At 61.1% G+C, this 17,961-nt stretch carries 16 protein-coding genes; 1 reads left to right on the forward strand and 15 read right to left on the reverse strand.

Annotation, left to right across the window (positions count from 1 at the left end):
* Positions 1 to 252 precede the first annotated feature (252 nt).
* From dtd to hutC, 13 genes are all read right to left on the reverse strand, one after another.
* Positions 253 to 690 carry a D-aminoacyl-tRNA deacylase gene (dtd, locus tag HDC30_RS15100; protein ID WP_183783804.1) on the reverse strand — a complete coding sequence of 146 codons (438 nt, stop codon included), beginning with the start codon at positions 688 to 690 and terminating at the stop codon, positions 253 to 255.
* Complete coding sequence (pip, locus tag HDC30_RS15105; RefSeq protein ID WP_003220824.1) at positions 687 to 1,658, reverse strand: prolyl aminopeptidase; 972 nt, start codon at positions 1,656 to 1,658, stop codon at positions 687 to 689. Before pip ends, dtd begins: the two co-directional genes overlap by 4 nt.
* Before the next feature lie 242 nt (positions 1,659 to 1,900).
* Positions 1,901 to 2,704: an N-formylglutamate deformylase gene (gene hutG / locus HDC30_RS15110; RefSeq protein WP_183783807.1), complete on the reverse strand. Its 804-nt coding sequence runs from the start codon at positions 2,702 to 2,704 to the stop codon at positions 1,901 to 1,903.
* A gap of 10 nt (positions 2,705 to 2,714) precedes the next feature.
* On the reverse strand, positions 2,715 to 3,920 hold the full coding sequence (gene hutI / locus HDC30_RS15115; protein WP_183783809.1) for an imidazolonepropionase: 1,206 nt from the start codon (positions 3,918 to 3,920) through the stop codon (positions 2,715 to 2,717).
* 102 nt (positions 3,921 to 4,022) lie between these two features.
* Entirely contained in the window at positions 4,023 to 5,555 is a 1,533-nt protein-coding gene (hutH, locus tag HDC30_RS15120) for a histidine ammonia-lyase (RefSeq protein ID WP_097086987.1), read from the reverse strand.
* Positions 5,556 to 5,671: 116 nt separating this feature from the next.
* Positions 5,672 to 7,195, reverse strand: coding sequence for a histidine ammonia-lyase (hutH, locus tag HDC30_RS15125; RefSeq protein WP_183783811.1), 1,524 nt, complete (start codon positions 7,193 to 7,195; stop codon positions 5,672 to 5,674).
* Between the two features lie 179 nt (positions 7,196 to 7,374).
* Complete coding sequence (locus HDC30_RS15130) at positions 7,375 to 8,205, reverse strand: glycine betaine/L-proline ABC transporter ATP-binding protein (RefSeq protein WP_183783813.1); 831 nt, start codon at positions 8,203 to 8,205, stop codon at positions 7,375 to 7,377.
* Positions 8,202 to 9,053: a proline/glycine betaine ABC transporter permease gene (locus HDC30_RS15135; protein ID WP_007949591.1), complete on the reverse strand. Its 852-nt coding sequence runs from the start codon at positions 9,051 to 9,053 to the stop codon at positions 8,202 to 8,204. The genes HDC30_RS15130 and HDC30_RS15135 overlap by 4 nt, the downstream gene beginning before the upstream one ends.
* An 84-nt stretch (positions 9,054 to 9,137) precedes the next feature.
* Entirely contained in the window at positions 9,138 to 10,106 is a 969-nt protein-coding gene (locus tag HDC30_RS15140; RefSeq protein WP_183783815.1) for an ABC transporter substrate-binding protein, read from the reverse strand.
* 69 nt (positions 10,107 to 10,175) lie between these two features.
* A complete protein-coding gene (locus tag HDC30_RS15145; protein ID WP_183783817.1) occupies positions 10,176 to 11,648 on the reverse strand; it encodes a cytosine permease in 1,473 nt (490 codons plus the stop codon).
* Positions 11,649 to 11,801: 153 nt separating this feature from the next.
* On the reverse strand, positions 11,802 to 13,502 hold the full coding sequence (gene hutU / locus HDC30_RS15150; protein WP_183783819.1) for a urocanate hydratase: 1,701 nt from the start codon (positions 13,500 to 13,502) through the stop codon (positions 11,802 to 11,804).
* A gap of 458 nt (positions 13,503 to 13,960) precedes the next feature.
* Complete coding sequence (locus tag HDC30_RS15155) at positions 13,961 to 14,530, reverse strand: HutD family protein (protein ID WP_183783821.1); 570 nt, start codon at positions 14,528 to 14,530, stop codon at positions 13,961 to 13,963.
* A complete protein-coding gene (hutC, locus tag HDC30_RS15160; protein ID WP_230679353.1) occupies positions 14,527 to 15,195 on the reverse strand; it encodes a histidine utilization repressor in 669 nt (222 codons plus the stop codon). Before hutC ends, HDC30_RS15155 begins: the two co-directional genes overlap by 4 nt.
* A gap of 188 nt (positions 15,196 to 15,383) precedes the next feature.
* Between hutC and HDC30_RS15165 the strand changes: the two genes are divergently transcribed.
* Complete coding sequence (locus tag HDC30_RS15165; protein ID WP_183783824.1) at positions 15,384 to 16,748, forward strand: formimidoylglutamate deiminase; 1,365 nt, start codon at positions 15,384 to 15,386, stop codon at positions 16,746 to 16,748.
* 120 nt (positions 16,749 to 16,868) lie between these two features.
* Here HDC30_RS15165 and HDC30_RS15170 read toward each other — a convergent pair whose 3' ends face one another.
* Both HDC30_RS15170 and HDC30_RS15175 read right to left on the reverse strand, forming a co-directional pair.
* Complete coding sequence (locus HDC30_RS15170; RefSeq protein WP_096794672.1) at positions 16,869 to 17,438, reverse strand: lipocalin family protein; 570 nt, start codon at positions 17,436 to 17,438, stop codon at positions 16,869 to 16,871.
* A gap of 31 nt (positions 17,439 to 17,469) precedes the next feature.
* Positions 17,470 to 17,724 (reverse strand): hypothetical protein, encoded by a 255-nt coding sequence (locus tag HDC30_RS15175; protein ID WP_003220802.1) that lies wholly within the window; start codon positions 17,722 to 17,724, stop codon positions 17,470 to 17,472.
* Between the last annotated feature and the right edge of the window lie 237 nt (positions 17,725 to 17,961).

A 17,961-nucleotide genomic window follows, 5' to 3' on the forward strand; every position in this document is an offset into this window, starting at 1 on the left:
AAAAAACCAACGGCCAGCTATCTATATGCCAGGTTGGCGAGCATTGTTCCGACTCCGCTGGGGCAAAATGATTCCCCAATCGGATCCAGACAAGTCTCTACCTAAGTCAAAAATGGAACAGCGAACGCTGATCCCCATAGCGCGCGATTATCTAGTAGCCCGCGTGACAACGCATCAGGGGTAACAAAGTATTTATCGCGAAAAACGCCTGTTTTCAGTCGAAAAGCCCTTGAAAAGATGTTTCAAGCGCTTTCATGTCTGTAACAGGAAGGTTACCGGGCCATCGTTGACCAGGTGCACCTGCATATCCGCGCCGAATCTACCTGATGCCACAGTGCCATGCATCTGTTTCGCTTTGCTGAATAGATAGTCGAACAATTCCTCGCCCAATGCCGGAGGGGCCGCGGTCGAGAAACTCGGACGCAACCCGCTCCTGGTGTCGGCAGCCAGGGTGAACTGAGAGACCAGCAGCAACCCGCCGCCCACATCCGCCAGGGACAGATTCATCTTGCCCTCGGCGTCACTGAATACCCGATAGTTAAGCAGCTTATGCAAAAGTTTGTCGGCACTGGTACGCGTGTCGTCGGGTTCGACCGCCACCAGCACCAGCAAACCCTGATCCACCGCGCCGACTATCTCTCCAGCGACTTCGACCCGTGCACCGCGCACGCGCTGTAACAGCCCCTTCATGCTTCTTCGGGCGGCAGGTCGAGCAGGCGCCGGGCCATGTTGCTCGCGGCTCGCACCAGCGCATCGGTGATGCCCGGCTCGGAGGCGGCGTGACCGGCGTCGCGAATCACCTGCAGCTCGCTGTTCGGCCAGGCCTGATGCAGTTCCCAGGCGTTGTCCAACGGGCAGATCACGTCGTAGCGACCGTGAATGATCACCCCCGGCAGGTGGGCGATCTTGCCCATGTCGCGGATCAGCTGATTTGGCTCGAGGAACGCGTTATTGGTGAAGTAGTGACACTCGATCCGCGCAATCGACAGGGCGCGCTGCGGCTCGGAGAAACGGTCGACCACCAGCGGGTTCGGGCGCAGGGTCGCGGTGCGCCCTTCCCACGTCGACCAGGCCTTGGCCGCGTGCATCTGGGCAATCTGGTCGTTGCCGACGAGGCGCTTGTGGAAAGCGCTGAGCAGATCGTCGCGCTCGTCCAGCGGGATCGGCGCAATGTAGTCCTGCCAGTAATCGGGAAACAGACGGCTGGCACCGGCCTGATAGAACCACTCGATTTCCTGCGGGCGGCAGAGAAAGATCCCTCGCAGGATCAGACCGTGTACGCGCTCCGGGTGGGTTTGCGCGTAGGCCAGCGCCAAGGTCGAACCCCACGAACCGCCGAACAGCACCCATTTATCGATGCCCAGGTGCTTGCGGATACGCTCGAGGTCGGCGACCAGATCCCAGGTGGTGTTGTTTTCCAGGCTGGCGTGCGGGGTGGAGCGTCCGCAGCCGCGCTGGTCGAAGGTGACAATGCGGTACAGGTTCGGATCGAAATAGCGACGGCTCTGCGCGTCGCAACCGGCACCCGGGCCGCCGTGGATGAACACCACCGGCAAGCCTTCCGGCGAGCCGCTTTCATCGACGTACAGCGTGTGGGTGTCATCGACAGCCAGATCGTGCCGGGCGTGGGGTTTGATCTGCGGAAACAATGTCTGCATTGCGCGCTCCGTAAGGGGTCGAGGTCATCCCTGGGGGGACTTCTATTATTCTGCCGTTCGGCATCATAAACCCGATTTACGTCAATGAGCATGCTCCAGAGCAGTCAGCGTTTGTCAGCCGTAAACTTCGCAGGCTATCCACCATCCTGTGGGAGCGAGCCTGCTCGCGAATGCGGTGTGCCATTCAACGTAGATGCTGGCTGAACGGACGCCTTCGCGAGCAAGCCCGCTCCCACAGTGGGTTATGCGGTGTAGTGCGACTTTGCCCAGGCCAGCAGGCCCTGCAGCAACTCCTTGAGCACCACCCGCGTCGGCTCTGCCAGATCGGCGCGGTAGCGGAACGGTTCGAACTCTTCCATGTAGGTGCTCTGGCACAACTCCAGTTGCACGGCGTGGATGTTCTCGGCGGGGTTGCCGTAATGGCGGGTGATGTGGCCGCCCTTGAAGCGTCCGTTGAGCACGTGGCTGTAATGATCGTGACGGGCGCAGATGGCTTCCAGTTGCGTCGCCAATTGTGGATCGCAACTGGCGCCGTTGAAGGTGCCAAGGTTGAAATCCGGCAGTTTGCCGTCGAACAGGTGCGGGATGATCGAACGGATCGAATGCGCGTCGAACAGCAGCGCATAGCCGAACTCGGCCTTCAGCCGCGCCAGCTCTTGCTGCAGGGTGCGGTGATAGGGCGTCCAGATCTGTTCCAGATAGGTCGCCCGCTCGGCTTTGGAGGGCTCGAGCCCTTCGCGGAACAACGGAATGCCATCGAACAGCGTCGCTGGGTACAGCCCGGTGGTGGCGCCGGCGTACAGCGGTTTGTCGTCGGACGGGCGGTTCAGGTCGATGACAAACCGCGAGTACTCGGCGGCCAACGTGCTGGCGCCCAACGCCTCGGCAAAATCGTAAAGCTGCGGAATGTGCCAGTCGGTGTCCGGCAGGCTTTTCGCGTCCGCGATCAGCCCGGCTTCGACCGCCGGGGTCAGACGTACGCCAGCGTGAGGCATGCTGATCAGCAGCGGCACGCGACCTTGTTTGAAGTTCAGAACCTTATCCACAACCGCTCTCCTACAGACTTGATTCAACGCCGTGACGCACGACGCGTTTGTCCAGATCGCCCCCGAGCCAATAGGCCAGGTCCGCCGGGCGGTCGATCTGCCAGGCGACAAAATCCGCGACCTTGCCGACTTCCAGCGAACCGTGGGTGTCAGCCATGCCCAGCGCTTGCGCCGCGTGGAGGGTCGCGCCCGCCAAGGCTTCTTCCGGGGTCATGCGGAAGCAGGTGCAGGCCATGTTCAGCATCAGGCGCAACGACAGCGCCGGCGAGGTGCCGGGGTTGAGGTCGCTGGCGATGGCGATTTTCACCTTGTGCTTGCGCAGGGCGTCCATCGGTGGCAACCGGGTTTCGCGAAGGAAATAGAACGCGCCCGGCAACAGCACGGCGACGGTGTCGGCTTTGGCCATGGCGATGGCGTCGTCTTCATCCATGAACTCCAGATGATCGGCGGACAACGCCTTGTAGCGCGCGGCCAGGCTGGAGCCATGCAGCGACGACAATTGTTCGGCATGCAGCTTTACCGGCAGACCAAGCTTTTGCGCGGTGATGAACACCCGCTCGACCTGCTCCGGCGAGAACGCCAGGTACTCGCAGAACGCATCCACGGCATCGATCAGACCTTCGGCGGCCAAAGCGGGAAGCATCTCGGCGCAGATGTGCTCGATGTAGTCGTCAGCGCGATCCTTGTACTCCGGCGGCAAGGCGTGGGCGGCCAGACAGGTGCTGCGCACGCTGATCGGCAGTTGCGCGGCGAGCCGGCGAATGACCCGCAGGATCTTGCGTTCACTGGCCAGATCCAGACCGTAGCCGGACTTCATCTCGACCGTGGTCACGCCGTCGCGCATCAGGCTTTTCAAACGCTTGGCGGCGCTGGCGAACAGCTCGTCTTCGCTCGCTTCACGGGTGGCGCGCACAGTGCTGGCGATACCGCCGCCCTGCGCCGCGATCTCGGCGTAGCTGACGCCTTGCAGGCGTTTCTCGAATTCGCCGCTGCGGTTGCCACCGAACACCGTGTGTGTGTGGCAGTCGATCAGGCCGGGGGTGACCCACGCGCCTTGCAGGTCGTTGACCGCCGGGTATTCGCCAGAGGGCAATTGATTGCGCGGGCCGATCCACTCGATGTGCGCACCGGACGTCACGATGGCCGCATCCTCGATGATCGAGTAGACGCCTTGCGCCATGGTTGCGACGTGGCAGTGTTGCCAGAGGGTTTTCATCCCTTAGTCTCCACAGTATTCAAAATCGATTTCGCGAGCAGGCTCGCTCCCACAGTTGAAATGCATTCTCCTGTGGGAGCGAGCCTGCTCGCGAAGAGGCCATTACAGGCTAGGCAGCAATTTCGCCGGAACCAGCTCGGTCAGGCAGCGCGAAGCCAACAGCTCAGTCGCCGCATTGATGTCCGGCGCAAAGAAGCGGTCCTTCTCATAGAACGGCACTTCCTTGCGCAGAATCGCCCGCGCCTGCTCCAGCTTGGCCGAAGTCTTCAGACCGTTACGCAGATCCAGCCCCTGCACCGCCGCCAGCCATTCCACCGCGAGAATCCCGCGGGTGTTCTCGGCCATTTCCCACAGGCGCTTGCCGGCGGCCGGAGCCATCGACACGTGGTCTTCCTGGTTGGCCGAGGTCGGCAGGCTGTCGACCGAATGCGGATGGGACAGCGCCTTGTTCTCGCTGGCCAGTGCTGCGGCGGTCACCTGAGCGATCATGAAGCCGGAGTTGACCCCGCCATTGGCCACCAGGAACGGCGGCAGTTGCGACATGTGCTTGTCCATCATCAGCGAGATACGGCGTTCGCTCAGCGAGCCGATTTCAGCGATGGCCAAGGCCATGTTGTCGGCGGCCATGGCCACCGGCTCGGCGTGGAAGTTGCCACCGGAAATCACATCGCCTTCAGCGGCGAACACCAACGGGTTGTCGGACACCGCGTTGGCTTCGACCACCAGCACATCGGCGGCCTGACGGAACTGGGTCAGGCAGGCGCCCATGACTTGTGGCTGGCAACGCAAGGAGTACGGGTCCTGAACCTTCTCGCAGTTCTGGTGCGAATCGGACACTTCGCTGCGCTCGCCGAGCAGATCGCGATATGCGACTGCAGCATCGATCTGGCCTTTCTGGCCACGAGCGGCGTGAATACGTGCGTCGAACGGCGAGCGCGAACCGAGCACCGCCTCAACCGTCAGACCGCCGATTGCCAGCGCACCGGCAAACAGGTCTTCACCTTCAAACAGACCGCGTAGGGCAAATGCAGTGGACACCTGAGTACCGTTGAGCAGCGCCAGACCTTCTTTCGCCGCCAGGGTCAGCGGGGTCAGACCGGCGACTTTCAGCGCTTCGGTGGCTTCCATCCACTCGCCCTTGTAACGCGCCTTGCCTTCGCCCAGCAGCACCAGCGACATGTGCGCCAATGGCGCGAGGTCACCGGATGCACCCACCGAACCCTTGAGCGGAATATGCGGATAAACCTCGGCGTTGATCAGCGCGATCAGCGCGTCGATCACCACGCGGCGGATGCCGGAAAAACCACGGCTGAGGCTGTTGACCTTGAGCACCATGATCAAGCGCACCAGCTCATCGCTGATCGGCTGGCCGACACCGGCGGCGTGCGACAGCACCAGCGAACGCTGCAGGTTTTCCAGGTCTTCGCTGGCGATGCGGGTCGACGCCAGCAGGCCGAAGCCGGTGTTGATGCCGTAGGCGGTGCGGTTCTCGGCGAGGATCTGCTCGACGCAGGCGACGCTGGCCTCGATCTGCGCCGCAGCACTGTGGTCGAGGGTCAGCTTGACCGGTTGCTGATAGACATCACGCAGTTGGGCCAGGCTCAGTTGGCCGGGAATCAGGTTCAGCGCAGTCATTAAAATGCTCCTTTTGAACATTGTTATTAACTACCAGTCGCTCCGGAGCATTCCGTTATCCGTCGTTTCTCGTCTTGTGGACGATCCGCGCCTTGGCACGCTGGTATGGGTAGTTGTCAGTGCAGATTCGGTAATACGTTGTGCAGCGCATTCGGGTGTTTCAGAACGCTCGCGGCGGCGGCGATATCCGGCGCCAGCCAGCGATCCTGATCGTAGGCCGGGACGGTTTCGCGCAGCAGGCGCCACGCCCGGTCAGTGCCAGCACCAAAGCGCTGCTCCTTGAGGAATTCAAAGGCCTGCGCCGCCAGCAGGTACTCGATGGCGAGAATCTGCGTGCAGTTTTCCAGGGCGCGGTGCAGCTTCAGTGCAGCGCTGGTGCCCATGCTCAGGTGGTCTTCCTGCAGGCCCGAGGTGACGTAGTTGTCGAGCACCGCCGGTTGCGCCAGTTGGCGATTCTCGGCACATAGCGAAGCGGCGACGTATTGCACGATCATCATTCCGGAGTTCACCCCCGGATTGGCCACCAGAAACGCCGGCAGACCGCTGACGTGTGGGTTGACCAGACGATCGAGGCGGCGCTCGGCAATCGAGCCGATTTCAGCCATGGCAATCGCCAGCAGATCCGCTGCCATCGCCACTGACTGACCGTGCGGGTTGGCCTGCGACATCACCCGGAAGTTGTACGGCGTGCCCAGCAGCAACGGGTTATCGGTGCAACCGTTGAGCTCGGCCTCGACCTGTTTGATCGCGTGCTCCAGTTGGTCGCGCGCCGCACCGTGTACCTGCGGGATCGAACGGATGCTCAGCGCATCCTGAGTGCGAATGCCTTTGCTGGTCGCGATCACTTCACTGCCATCGAGCAAGGCGCGCAGGTTGCTACCGACCTGCTGCATGCCGGGGTGCGGCTTGAGCGCGATGATCTCGGCATCGAACGCGGCGATCTGCCCGCGCTGCGCTTCGAAACTCATGGCGCCGATCACATCGGCCCATTGCACCAGACGCGTCGCGTCGGCAATCGCCAGGCAGCTGAGGCCGGTCATGCACGGCGTACCGTTGACCAGGCACAGACCGTCTTTCGCGCCGAGTTGCACCGGTTGCAGGCCTTCTTCGGCCAGCGCCTGTTGCGCCGAAGTGATCTGCCCGCGATAGCTGACATTGCCCACGCCCAGCAGCGCGATGCCGATGTGCGCCATGTGCGTCAGGTAACCCACCGAACCTTGCGACGGAACCTGCGGGGTGATGCCGCGATTGAGCAGCGCCAGCAACGCTTCGACCACCCGCCGGTGAATGCCGGATTTGCCGTGGCTGTAGTTGTGGATTGCGGCGCAAATGATTGCCCGGGTTTGCTCATCAGGCAGCACCGGGCCGACGCCGCAGGCGTGGCTGAGCAGGGTGTTGCGTGAGAGCTGGCTGAGCTGTTCGTCCTTCAGCGAAACGTTGGACAGACCACCCAGACCGGTGTTGACGCCATAGGCACGCTCGCCGCTTTCGACGATGCGCTGGACGATGGCCTGAGCGTTTTCGATGCGCGCCCAGGTCTCGCTCGATAACTCCAGTTGCGCGCCGTGACGGGCGACGGCGACCACGTCCTGCCAACGCAGGGGGTTGCCGGTGATGATGATTTTTTCAGCCTGGGACATCTAAAACCTCATACCAATTCTTTGATACAAAACCTGTGGTGAGGGGATTTATCCCCGATGGGCTGCGCAGCAGCCCCAAAACCTGCAGCCAGGATGTTTCAGGTGCGCCGCATGCAATGTTTGGGGGCGGCTTCGCCACCCATCGGGGATAAATCCCCTCGCCACAAAGGCAATCCATATCAGACTACTGCCGCCCGCCGCTGCACAAACCGGTCGACATACTCATCCGCCGGCGAATGCAGGATCTCTCTCGGGGTGCCAACCTGAATCAGGCGGCCGTCCTTGAGAATCGCGATGCGGTTGCCAATGCGCACGGCCTCGTCGAGGTCGTGAGTGATGAAGACGATGGTCTTGTGCAGGGTCTTTTGCAGCTCCAGCAACTGGTCCTGCATCTCAGCGCGGATCAACGGGTCCAGCGCACTGAACGCTTCGTCCATCAGGATGATGTCGGTGTCCGCCGCCAGTGCCCGGGCCAGGCCCACGCGCTGGCGCATGCCGCCGGAGAGCTGGTGCGGATATTTGTTTTCGTAGCCTTTGAGGCCCACGGTGTTGATCCAGTGCAACGCGCGCTCAGCGCACAGTTGCTTGCTCTCGCCGCGCACTTTCAGGCCGTAGGCGACGTTCTCGATCACGGTCTTGTGCGGCAGCAGGCCGAAGCTCTGGAACACCATGCTGATCTTGTGCCGGCGAAATTCGCGCAGCGCTTCCATGTCGTATTGCAGGATGTCCACGCCGTCGACCAGGATCGCGCCGCTGGTGGGGTCGATCAGGCGATTGAAGTGGCGCACCAGGGTCGATTTGCCGGAGCCGGACAGGCCCATGATCACGAAGATCTCACCGGTGCCGATGCTCAGCGACAGGTCGTTGACCCCGACCACGCAACCGGTTTCGTTCAGCACCTGATCCTTGGTCTTGCCCTGGCCGACCATCGCCAGTGCGTCCTTGGCGCGGTTGCCGAAAATCTTGAAGACGTTTTTGACTTCGATCTTGCTCACGGTTGCGTTTTTCATTTGCTCACCTCATGCCGTGGCCGACCGTACGCCTGAGTAATGCGGTCGATGACCACTGCGAGAATCACGATCGCCAGACCGGCTTCGAGGCCGCGTCCGACGTTGAGGGTCTGAATCCCCACCAGCACGTCTTCACCCAAACCACGGGCGCCGATCATCGACGCGATCACCACCATCGACAGGGCCATCATGGTGGTCTGGTTGATCCCGGCCATGATGCTCGGCAGGGCCAGCGGCAGTTGCACGCCGAACAGTTGCTGCCAGCGGTTGGCACCGAAAGCGTTGATCGCTTCCATCACTTCACCATCGACCTGGCGGATGCCCAGATCGGTCAGGCGAATCAGCGGCGGCGCGGCGTAGATCACCGTGGCGAAAATCGCCGGGACCTTGCCCAGACCGAACAGCATCAGCACCGGAATCAGGTACACGAAGCTGGGCATGGTCTGCATGATGTCGAGCAGCGGCATCAGCACCGAACGCAAGCGATTGCTGCGCGCCGAAAGGATCCCCAGCGGAATGCCGATCAGCACCGAAATGATCGTCGCGACCATCATCAGCGCCAGGGTCTGCATGAGCTTGTCCCACAGGCCGACAGCACCGACGAGGAACAGCAGACCGACGATGACGGCGGTGGTCACGACTTTACGCGTGGCGTGCCAGGCGACGACGCCGACGATCGCCAGCATCAACCACCACGGCGCCGCGCGCAGCAGGCCTTCGAGGTTGACGATGGCCCACAGCAGGGTGTCCGAGATGTGGCGGAACACATCACCGTAGTTGGTGACCAGCGAATCGACCCAACCGTTGACCCAGTCGGCGATGGAAAAGGTAAAGCTTTCGGGAAACATAAGCGGCTCTCAATCAGAAATCTCAATCAAGCGATTTACGGCATATCTCCCGGCCAGCCTCACGGTTGACCGGGAGGTATCGACCTACAGCGCCGCGTCGATTTTCTTGGCTGCGTCGTCACTGACCCACGCGTGCCAGACCTCAGGATGTTCCTTGAGGAAGATTTTCGCCAGTTTTGGCGACTCGATACGTTCCTTCGCCATGCGGCCCAGGTTCTGGTTCAGCAGGTCGATCGGCAGATTGACCTTTTCCAGCACGGCCACCAGTTCTGGCGCCTGCTCGTGGAAGGTTTTCGACAGGCCGACCTTGATGCTCACGCTCTTGTCGACGCCCGTTTTTTCTTCAAGCTTGACCGCGTCGATCTGGCCCATTAGCGGGGTTGGCGACCAGTAATAGAACAGGATCGGCTCGCCACGCTTGTAGCTCGACAGCACCGCCGCATCCAGCGCAGGTCCTGTGCCCGGGCGGAAGTTGGTGTAGGTGTTTTCCAGGCCGTAGCTCTTGAGCATTTCGCTGTTGTCCAGCTCGCAGGTCCAGCCCGCCGGGCAGTTGTAGAAACGGCCCTTGGACGGCTCTTCGGCGTCTTTGAAAACAGCCGCGTACTTGCCCAGGTCGGCGATGTTTTTCAGCTCCGGGGCTTTTGCCTCGATCTTGCGTTTGGCGTCGCCTTCGATCACGTAGCGCGGCACGTACCAGCCTTCGATAGCGCCGACGATCGGGGCGCCGACACCGACGACCTTGCCGGCCTTCTCGGCCTTGTTCCAGACTTCGCTGCGGCCGACCCATTCTTCGGCGAACACTTGAATGTCGTTGCTGCTCAGGGCGTTCTCCATGGTGATGGAGTTGCCCGGCAGGCTGTCGGTCTTGCAGTCGTAACCTTTCTCCAGCACCACTTGCAGCACGTCGGTCAGCAGCATGCCGCTTTCCCAGTTCAGACCGGCGAATTTCACCGGTTTACCGGACTCGCACCAACCGGCTGCCTGAGTGGCACCGGCACTGGCCAGCAGGCCCATGGACAACAGTGTGGTGAGCAGGGTCTTGTTCGATTTCATTGTTGCGACGCTCCTAATCATGAATTGGCTTACGGCAGTCAAGAGGCATCCAGCCCTGTCCACGTCCAATCAGGCCTGCGCCGCAGCGCGCCCGGCCCCACTTTTTTCAGGTGGTACAACGCTGTTCTGCTCGACCGGCAGAATCAGTTGATCAGGCACTGAGCCGTGCCATTTTTTTGCGCACACGTAGTAGAGGGCAGCAGGCAGCACCAGACCGATGATCCAGGAGATATCCACATCACCGAGGGCGGCCACCAGCGGGCCGGTGTAGAACTTGGTGGAGATGAACGGCAGTTGCACCAGCACGCCGAACACATAGACGCTGATCCCGAGCAGGTTCCAGCGCCCGTAGCGACCGTTCGGATCGGCCAGCGCCGGCACGTCGTAGCGCTCGCGGGTGATGCAGTAGTAGTCGACCAGGTTGATCGCGCTCCATGGCGTGAAGAACGCCAGCAGGAACAGGATGAACGACTTGAACGCACCGAGGAACGAATGCTGACCGAGCAAGGCGATCAGGGTTGCCGCGCCGACGATCACCAGCACGAACACCAGACGCTGCATACGCGTAACGGTCAGGTGCCCTTTGAAACCACTGATGATGGTGGCGATGCACATGAAGCTGCCGTAGGAGTTCAGCGTCGAGATGGTCACCTTGCCGAACGCGATGCTGAAGTACAGCAGCGCCGCCGTGGCACCGGTGCCGCCCAGTCCGACGATGTAGGCCACTTCGTGACCGGCAAACTGGCCGTTGGCCGAAGCTGCCGCGAACACGCCGAGGACCATCGCCACCTGCGCGCCGATGACCGAACCGGCGCCAGCGGCAAAGAAGGTTTTCACCGAGGAAACCTTGCTCGGCAGGTAACGCGAATAGTCAGCCACATAAGGGCCGAACGCGATCTGCCAGGAGGCCGCGAGCGACACCGCCAGCAGGAAGCTGCTCCAGCTGAAGTGACGGATCTGCAACAGTGCGCCCACATCCACCTGACTCAGCAGACGGCTGAACAGATACACGAAGGCAATCACGCCGATGACACTGGCAACCCGGCCGATCCAGTGGATCACCCGATAACCGAGCACCGTGACCACCACGATGACACTGGCAAACAACAGAATGCCGACGGTGTCGCTGACGCCAAACAACTGGCCCAGCGCCTGGCCGGACAGCACCGTACCGGTGGCGGTGAAGCCCAGGTACATCAGGCACACCAGCACGATCGGGATCGCCGCGCCATACACGCCAAATTGCACGCGGCTGGAAATCATCTGCGGCAGACCCAGCTTCGGCCCTTGCGCCGCGTGCAGCGCCATTACGCCGCCGCCCAGCAGTTGACCGATCAACAGACCGATCAACGACCAGAACACATCCCCGCCCAGCACCACGGCCAGAGCCCCGGTGACAATCGCAGTGATTTGCAGATTCGCACCCATCCAGAGGGTGAACTGGCTGAACAGACGACCGTGTCTTTCCGCTTCCGGGATGTAGTCGATCGAACGCCTTTCGATCAACGGTTTGTTGCCTGCACGATCGGGAGTTACAGCCATGATTCAACCTCTGTGGATTGTTTTAATTGTTCTCTCGAGCCTACTCGAACCCTTGTGGGAGCTGGCTTGCCAGCGATGACGTCGGCACCTTCAACATCAATTCCGGCAGTGCCACCGCTATCGCTGGCAAGCCAGCTCCCACAGGAATCTGTGTTACTTGCCGCCGGTAATCATCGGCAGGTTCAGCCCCTGCTCCTTCGCACAATCGATAGCGATCTGGTAACCGGCATCGGCGTGACGCATGACGCCAGTGGCCGGGTCGTTGTGCAGCACGCGCGCAATACGCTCGGCCGCTTCGTCAGTACCGTCGCAGACAATCACCATGCCCGAGTGCTGGGAGAAGCCCATGCCCACGCCGCCGCCGTGGTGCAGGGAAACCCAGGTCGCGCCGCTCGCGGTGTTCAGCAGGGCGTTGAGCAGTGGCCAGTCGGACACGGCGTCGGAACCGTCCTGCATCGATTCGGTTTCGCGGTTCGGGCTGGCAACGGAGCCGGAGTCGAGGTGGTCGCGACCGATCACGATAGGTGCTGACAGCTCACCGCTGCGCACCATTTCGTTGAACGCCAGACCGAGCTTGGCGCGCAGGCCCAGACCGACCCAGCAGATACGTGCCGGCAGACCCTGAAAGCTGATGCGCTCGCGGGCCATGTCCAGCCAGTTGTGCAGGTGCGCGTCGTCCGGGATCAGTTCTTTGACTTTGGCGTCGGTTTTGTAGATGTCCTGCGGATCACCCGACAGCGCCGCCCAGCGGAACGGGCCGATGCCACGGCAGAACAGTGGGCGGATGTAGGCAGGGACGAAGCCCGGGAAGTCGAACGCGTTTTCCACGCCTTCTTCCTGCGCCATCTGACGGATGTTGTTGCCGTAGTCGAAGGTCGGAATGCCTTGCTTCTGGAAGTCCAGCATCGCTTTGACGTGGACAGCCATCGACTGCTTGGCGGCTTTGATCACAGCGGCCGGCTCGGTCTTGGCGCGGGCGCGGTATTCGTCCCAGGTCCAGCCAGCCGGCAGGTAACCGTTGAGTGGGTCGTGGGCGCTGGTCTGGTCGGTGACCATGTCCGGGCGCACGCCGCGCTTGACCAGTTCTGGCAGAATTTCTGCCGCGTTGCCCAGCAGGGCGATGGAGATCGCCTTGCCTTCGGCGGTGTATTTGGCGATGCGCGCCAGGGCGTCATCGAGATCTTTGGCCTGCTCGTCGACGTAGCGGCTTTTCAAGCGGAAATCGATGCTCACCTGCTGGCATTCGATATTCAGCGAGCAGGCGCCAGCCAGGGTTGCAGCGAGTGGCTGAGCACCGCCCATGCCGCCAAGACCGGCGGTCAGCACCCACTTGCCCTTGAGGTTGTCGTTGTAGTGCTGACGACCGGCTTCGACGAAGGTTTCGTAGGTGCCCTGAACGATGCCCTGGCTGCCGATGTAGATCCAGCTGCCGGCGGTCATCTGGCCGTACATGGCCAGGCCTTTGGCGTCGAGTTCGTTGAAGTGTTCCCAGCTCGCCCAGTGCGGCACCAGGTTGGAGTTGGCGATCAATACGCGCGGGGCGTTGCTGTGGGTCTTGAACACGCCGACCGGTTTGCCCGATTGCACCAGCAGCGTCTCGTCGTCGTTCAGATTGGTCAGGCTTTCGACGATCTTGTCGTAGCACTCCCAGTTACGCGCAGCGCGACCGATGCCACCGTAGACCACCAGCTCTTTCGGGTTCTCGGCCACTTCCGGATCGAGGTTGTTCATCAGCATGCGCAGCGGCGCTTCGGTCAGCCAGCTCTTGGCGGTCAGCTTGTTGCCGCGCGATGCACGGATTTCGACGTCACGTCTCTTTGTATAAACGGCAGTTGTAGGCTTATTGTCAGTCACGAAAAAGACTCCTCAGCGATCAATTCAAACCAACCCTGGCAGTGGGCAAGCAGCCTGCGCGCCTCAATGCGCGACAAGCGAATCAGTGGACGCTGCGGACTTATACGCATACGTCTTTACTTGTACATACAAGCATATGCAATCAAGCGGCCAACTTGCTGGAGGGGCGCTCAAGAAAAATTGCGGACAGGGCTGTAGAGCGCCTGAGACAAGGGTTGCGGCGTGGATGAAAATTTTTGCGGGGGTGAGTGGAGGAAGTGTGCGGCTGTTACGAAAGCGTGGTTTTGCGCCACGCTGGGGCGTTCGGTAACAAGTTGGTGCGCCGAGGGAAACAGGAATTGAAATGCAATTGTGGTGAGGGGATTTATCCCCGATGGAGCGCATAGCGGTCCCAAAAGGTCTGCTGCGCCGCCATCGGGGATAAATCCCCTCACCACAGGAGTGTTACCAGAGTTGGATCAGCGTGCCGTCAGTTCAATAACGCAGCACGCGGCGTTTACCGCGACTTCAAGCAGACCGGTGTTACCGTCCAGTTGCAGGCAATCATGGCGGCCGAGTTGCGCAGTGTTGTCAGCAACCTGCACTTGCAGCAGCTCACTGACACTGAACACCAGCACCGTCGCCACCGAGCTGAAAAACCGCTGCTCGCCATCCAGCCACTGCAACCGCGCGCTGTACCGCTGCGGCGCGTAGATCAGGTTGAAGTCGCGGATCGCACCACCGAGCAAAGTGCAGGACACCTGGCTTTCGCCGCTGAAGGCAAACGGGTCCAGCGGTAACAGCGGCCGCGTGTCATCACCATCGACGCACAGGGTCATGCCATCGCCCTGCAATACCGTGATCACCCGCTGGTAACCGGCAAAGGTCGAGAAACCACCGGACTCGGCAATGTCGGCAATCGACAGGCGCCAGCCGAAACCATCGAGGCCGGCACCCGCATCACGGGTAATCTCTTCGGTGCTGCCGCCGCCGTTTTTCCACGGCATGCGCGGGTAACCCTCGGCGCGTAAAACCTTCAAACCATTCATTTATGAAAGCGTCCTTCCAGACGATGACGGGAACCTGGGTGAATCAAACGCGCGGCGGTCACCGGCTGACGCCCCGACCACGTGCGGCGACGGATCAGCAGGCAAGGCTCGCCTTTTTCGATCTGCAGCAACTTGCACTCGGACGGCTCGGCGAGGATCGCCTCGACGACGTGCTCGCCTTCGGTCAGTGGCGCGACCTGATTGAGATAGGCGTAAGGCGTCTGCAAGGTGAAGTCCTGCTTGAGGTATTCCGGGGCGACCAGCGCGTTGACGAAGCGGTCTTCGATTTGCACCGGAATATCGTTTTCGTAATGCACGATCAGCGAGTGGAAGACCTTCTGCCCTTCGCGCATGTCCAGTGCCAGCGCACGCTCGGAGCCGGCGGCCTCTTCTTCGAGGGTGATCACCTGACAGGTGTGGCGATGGCCACGGGAGGCGATTTCGTCGGCGATGTTGTGCACTTCGAACAGAGCGGACTGGCTCTTCGGTTCAGCGACAAACGTGCCTACACCTTGCATGCGCACGAGCAGGCCGTCGGCGGTCATTTCACGCAGCGCGCGGTTGATGGTCATGCGGCTGAAACCGAGCTGGCTGACCAGTTCGCTTTCCGATGGCACGCGGTAGTGCGGTGGCCAGTTACCGCTGTCGATCTGCTGGGTGATCATCTGTTTGACGCGGGCGTACAAGGGCGCCGGACTGTCGCCCAGGTTCGCGGCCAACGGAGAGACTGGAGGCGGAGTCGGCACGGTTGATCCCTGTTCATTGGATGAAGGTTGCTAGCTTGCCGGAGTTTACCGGGCAGGCAAACGTCTGTATATGTATATACAAATAACACACGATGGGGTGCTGAACCATGTCCGCTTTCTTTGCCGAACGCGCGCTGCTGCCTAACGGATGGGCCAATAATGTACGTCTTGAGGTCAATGCCGATGGCGTGTTGACCCAAATCCTGGCCGATTCCACCGCAGACGGCGCCGAACGGCTGAGCGGTCCGCTGCTGCCGGGCATGCCCAATCTGCACTCCCACGCCTTCCAGCGCGCGATGGCCGGGCTGGCCGAAGTGGCCGGTAATCCGAACGACAGTTTCTGGACCTGGCGTGACCTGATGTATCGCCTCGTCGGAAAAATCAGCCCGGAGCAGCTCGGTGTGATCGCCCGTCAGCTGTACATCGAGATGCTCAAGGCCGGTTACACCTCAGTTGCTGAATTCCACTATGTGCACCACGACAACAACGGTCAGCCGTATACCGATCCGGCCGAGTTGGCACTGCGCATCAGTCAGGCAGCGAGCGAAAGCGGTATCGGTCTGACTCTGTTGCCGGTGCTGTACAGCCATTCCGGATTCGGCGGCCAAACGCCCAATGATGGGCAGCGCCGCTTTATCAACAGCACCGAAAACTACCTGAAGCTGCAATCGCGCCTGCAACCGCTGCTGGCTCAGCAAAAAGCGCAATCGCTGGGTCTGTGCTTCCACTCGCTGCGCGCGGTCACCCCGCAGCAAATCAGTGAAGTTCTGGCGGCCAGCGACAAACAATGCCCGGTGCACATCCACATCGCCGAACAGCAGAAAGAGGTCGACGACTGCCTGAGCTGGAGCGGCCGTCGCCCGCTGCAATGGCTCTACGAAAACACCGAGGTCGATCAGCGCTGGTGCCTGGTTCACGCGACCCACGCCAACCCGGAAGAAGTCACGCTGATGGCCAAAAGTCGCGCCATCGCCGGCCTGTGCCTGACCACTGAAGCGAATCTGGGCGACGGGATTTTCCCGGCCGTGGATTTCCTCGCTCAGGGTGGGCGCATGGGCATCGGTTCCGACAGCCATGTCTCGCTCAGCGTGGTCGAGGAATTGCGCTGGCTGGAATACGGCCAGCGTCTGCGCGATCAGCGGCGTAACCGGTTGTATGGCGCGGATCAGCCGATGGTCGGACGCACGTTGTATGACGCGGCGCTGGACGGCGGCGCCCAGGCTTTGGGACAGCCGATTGGTGCGCTGCAAGTCGGCAAACGTGCGGACTGGATCGTGCTCGATGGCAATGATCCGTATCTGGCGACCGCCAGCGGCGACGGGATCTTGAATCGCTGGCTGTTCGCTGGCGGCGATCGCCAAGTGCGCGATGTGCTGGTCAATGGCCAATGGGTGGTGCGCGATGGCCGGCATGCGGGCGAAGAGGAAAGCGCACGTGCCTTCACCCAGGTTCTGCGCGAACTTTTAGGCTGACACAAAACAAAAATGTGGGAGCGAGCCTGCTCGCGAAAGCGGTGTATCAGCAACATTTTTGTTAACTGACACGCCCTCTTCGCGAGCAGGCTCGCTCCCACATTTGATTTGTGGTGACCTTTAGTTCGAAGTCTTGGCCATCTGCCGATCCGACGCCCGCCAGATCAGTCGCGTGGTGTCGTAACCCTGCTGCCGCGCCTTGCTCAGCAACTCCTCGCGCACTACGCCATTGACCGTTGGCGTGCGCGACAGCAACCACATGTACTTGCGACTCGGGTCGCCGACGATGGCGGTCTTGTAGTCGTCGCTGACGTACAACACCCAGTATTCGCCTTTCGCCACACCCGGAATCAAGCGCGAGAACCAGGTATCGAACTCGACCCACAACTTGTCGGTCTTGCCCGGCACCTGTGGATAGGCCTTGCCTTTGGCTTCTTCCCACTGCCAGTCGGAGGTCAGGCAGCGATTGAGCACATCGACATTGCCGTCGGGTCTGAGCGAGTAGTGGGCTTCGGACTGCGCGCAGTTGCGCTGGAAGTACATCGGCAGGCGCGCCAGTTCATACCAGGTGCCCTGATAACGCTTGAGATTGACACTGTGAGCCGTCTTGGGCGCCAGCGGATCTTCACCGTGGGTGGCGCAGCCGGCCAGTACCAGGCCGGCAAAAAGGACGAACAATAACCGCTTCATTATTTTTCTCCCGTGGGCGCATAGCCCCGGTTTACTTCAGGCCTTGGCCGGAAAACATCAGCACTTTGTCACCGGCGTACTGCACGCTGATAAAGCTGTTTTTGTCGCCCCAGGTGCAACTGGACATGCCGAGCGCGCCCGAACAGTCGGTGGGTTTGCCGAGCAGCGTCTCAACCTCGGCCTTGGCCATGCCGGCCGAAAGCTTGGAATAGTTTTCCTGATTGACCTTGCTGCACGCGGCCAACAGCACGCAAAAAGTCAGAAGGGCGATAGATCGCAGCGACATGAAGTAACTCCTGGAGCGGAAGGGGGATGGCATGGTGCCAACCAGAAGCTTAGAAGAGAAAACCCTCATCTGGTTCCCTTCAGAAAGGGCTATTTATCGCTCCGCTCGTCTGGCATTTACCGGTAAATCAGACACTTTGTGCGGCTATTGAGCATTTCGTCGCATTTCATCAAAGACGCCTAATCTTTGGCGCGCGGCGGTCGAAATAAGAGCAGCGCAAAGCCCCCGAGTGTGGCA

Source organism: Pseudomonas sp. JAI115, from assembly GCF_014200835.1.
Lineage (GTDB): Bacteria > Pseudomonadota > Gammaproteobacteria > Pseudomonadales > Pseudomonadaceae > Aquipseudomonas > Aquipseudomonas putida_A.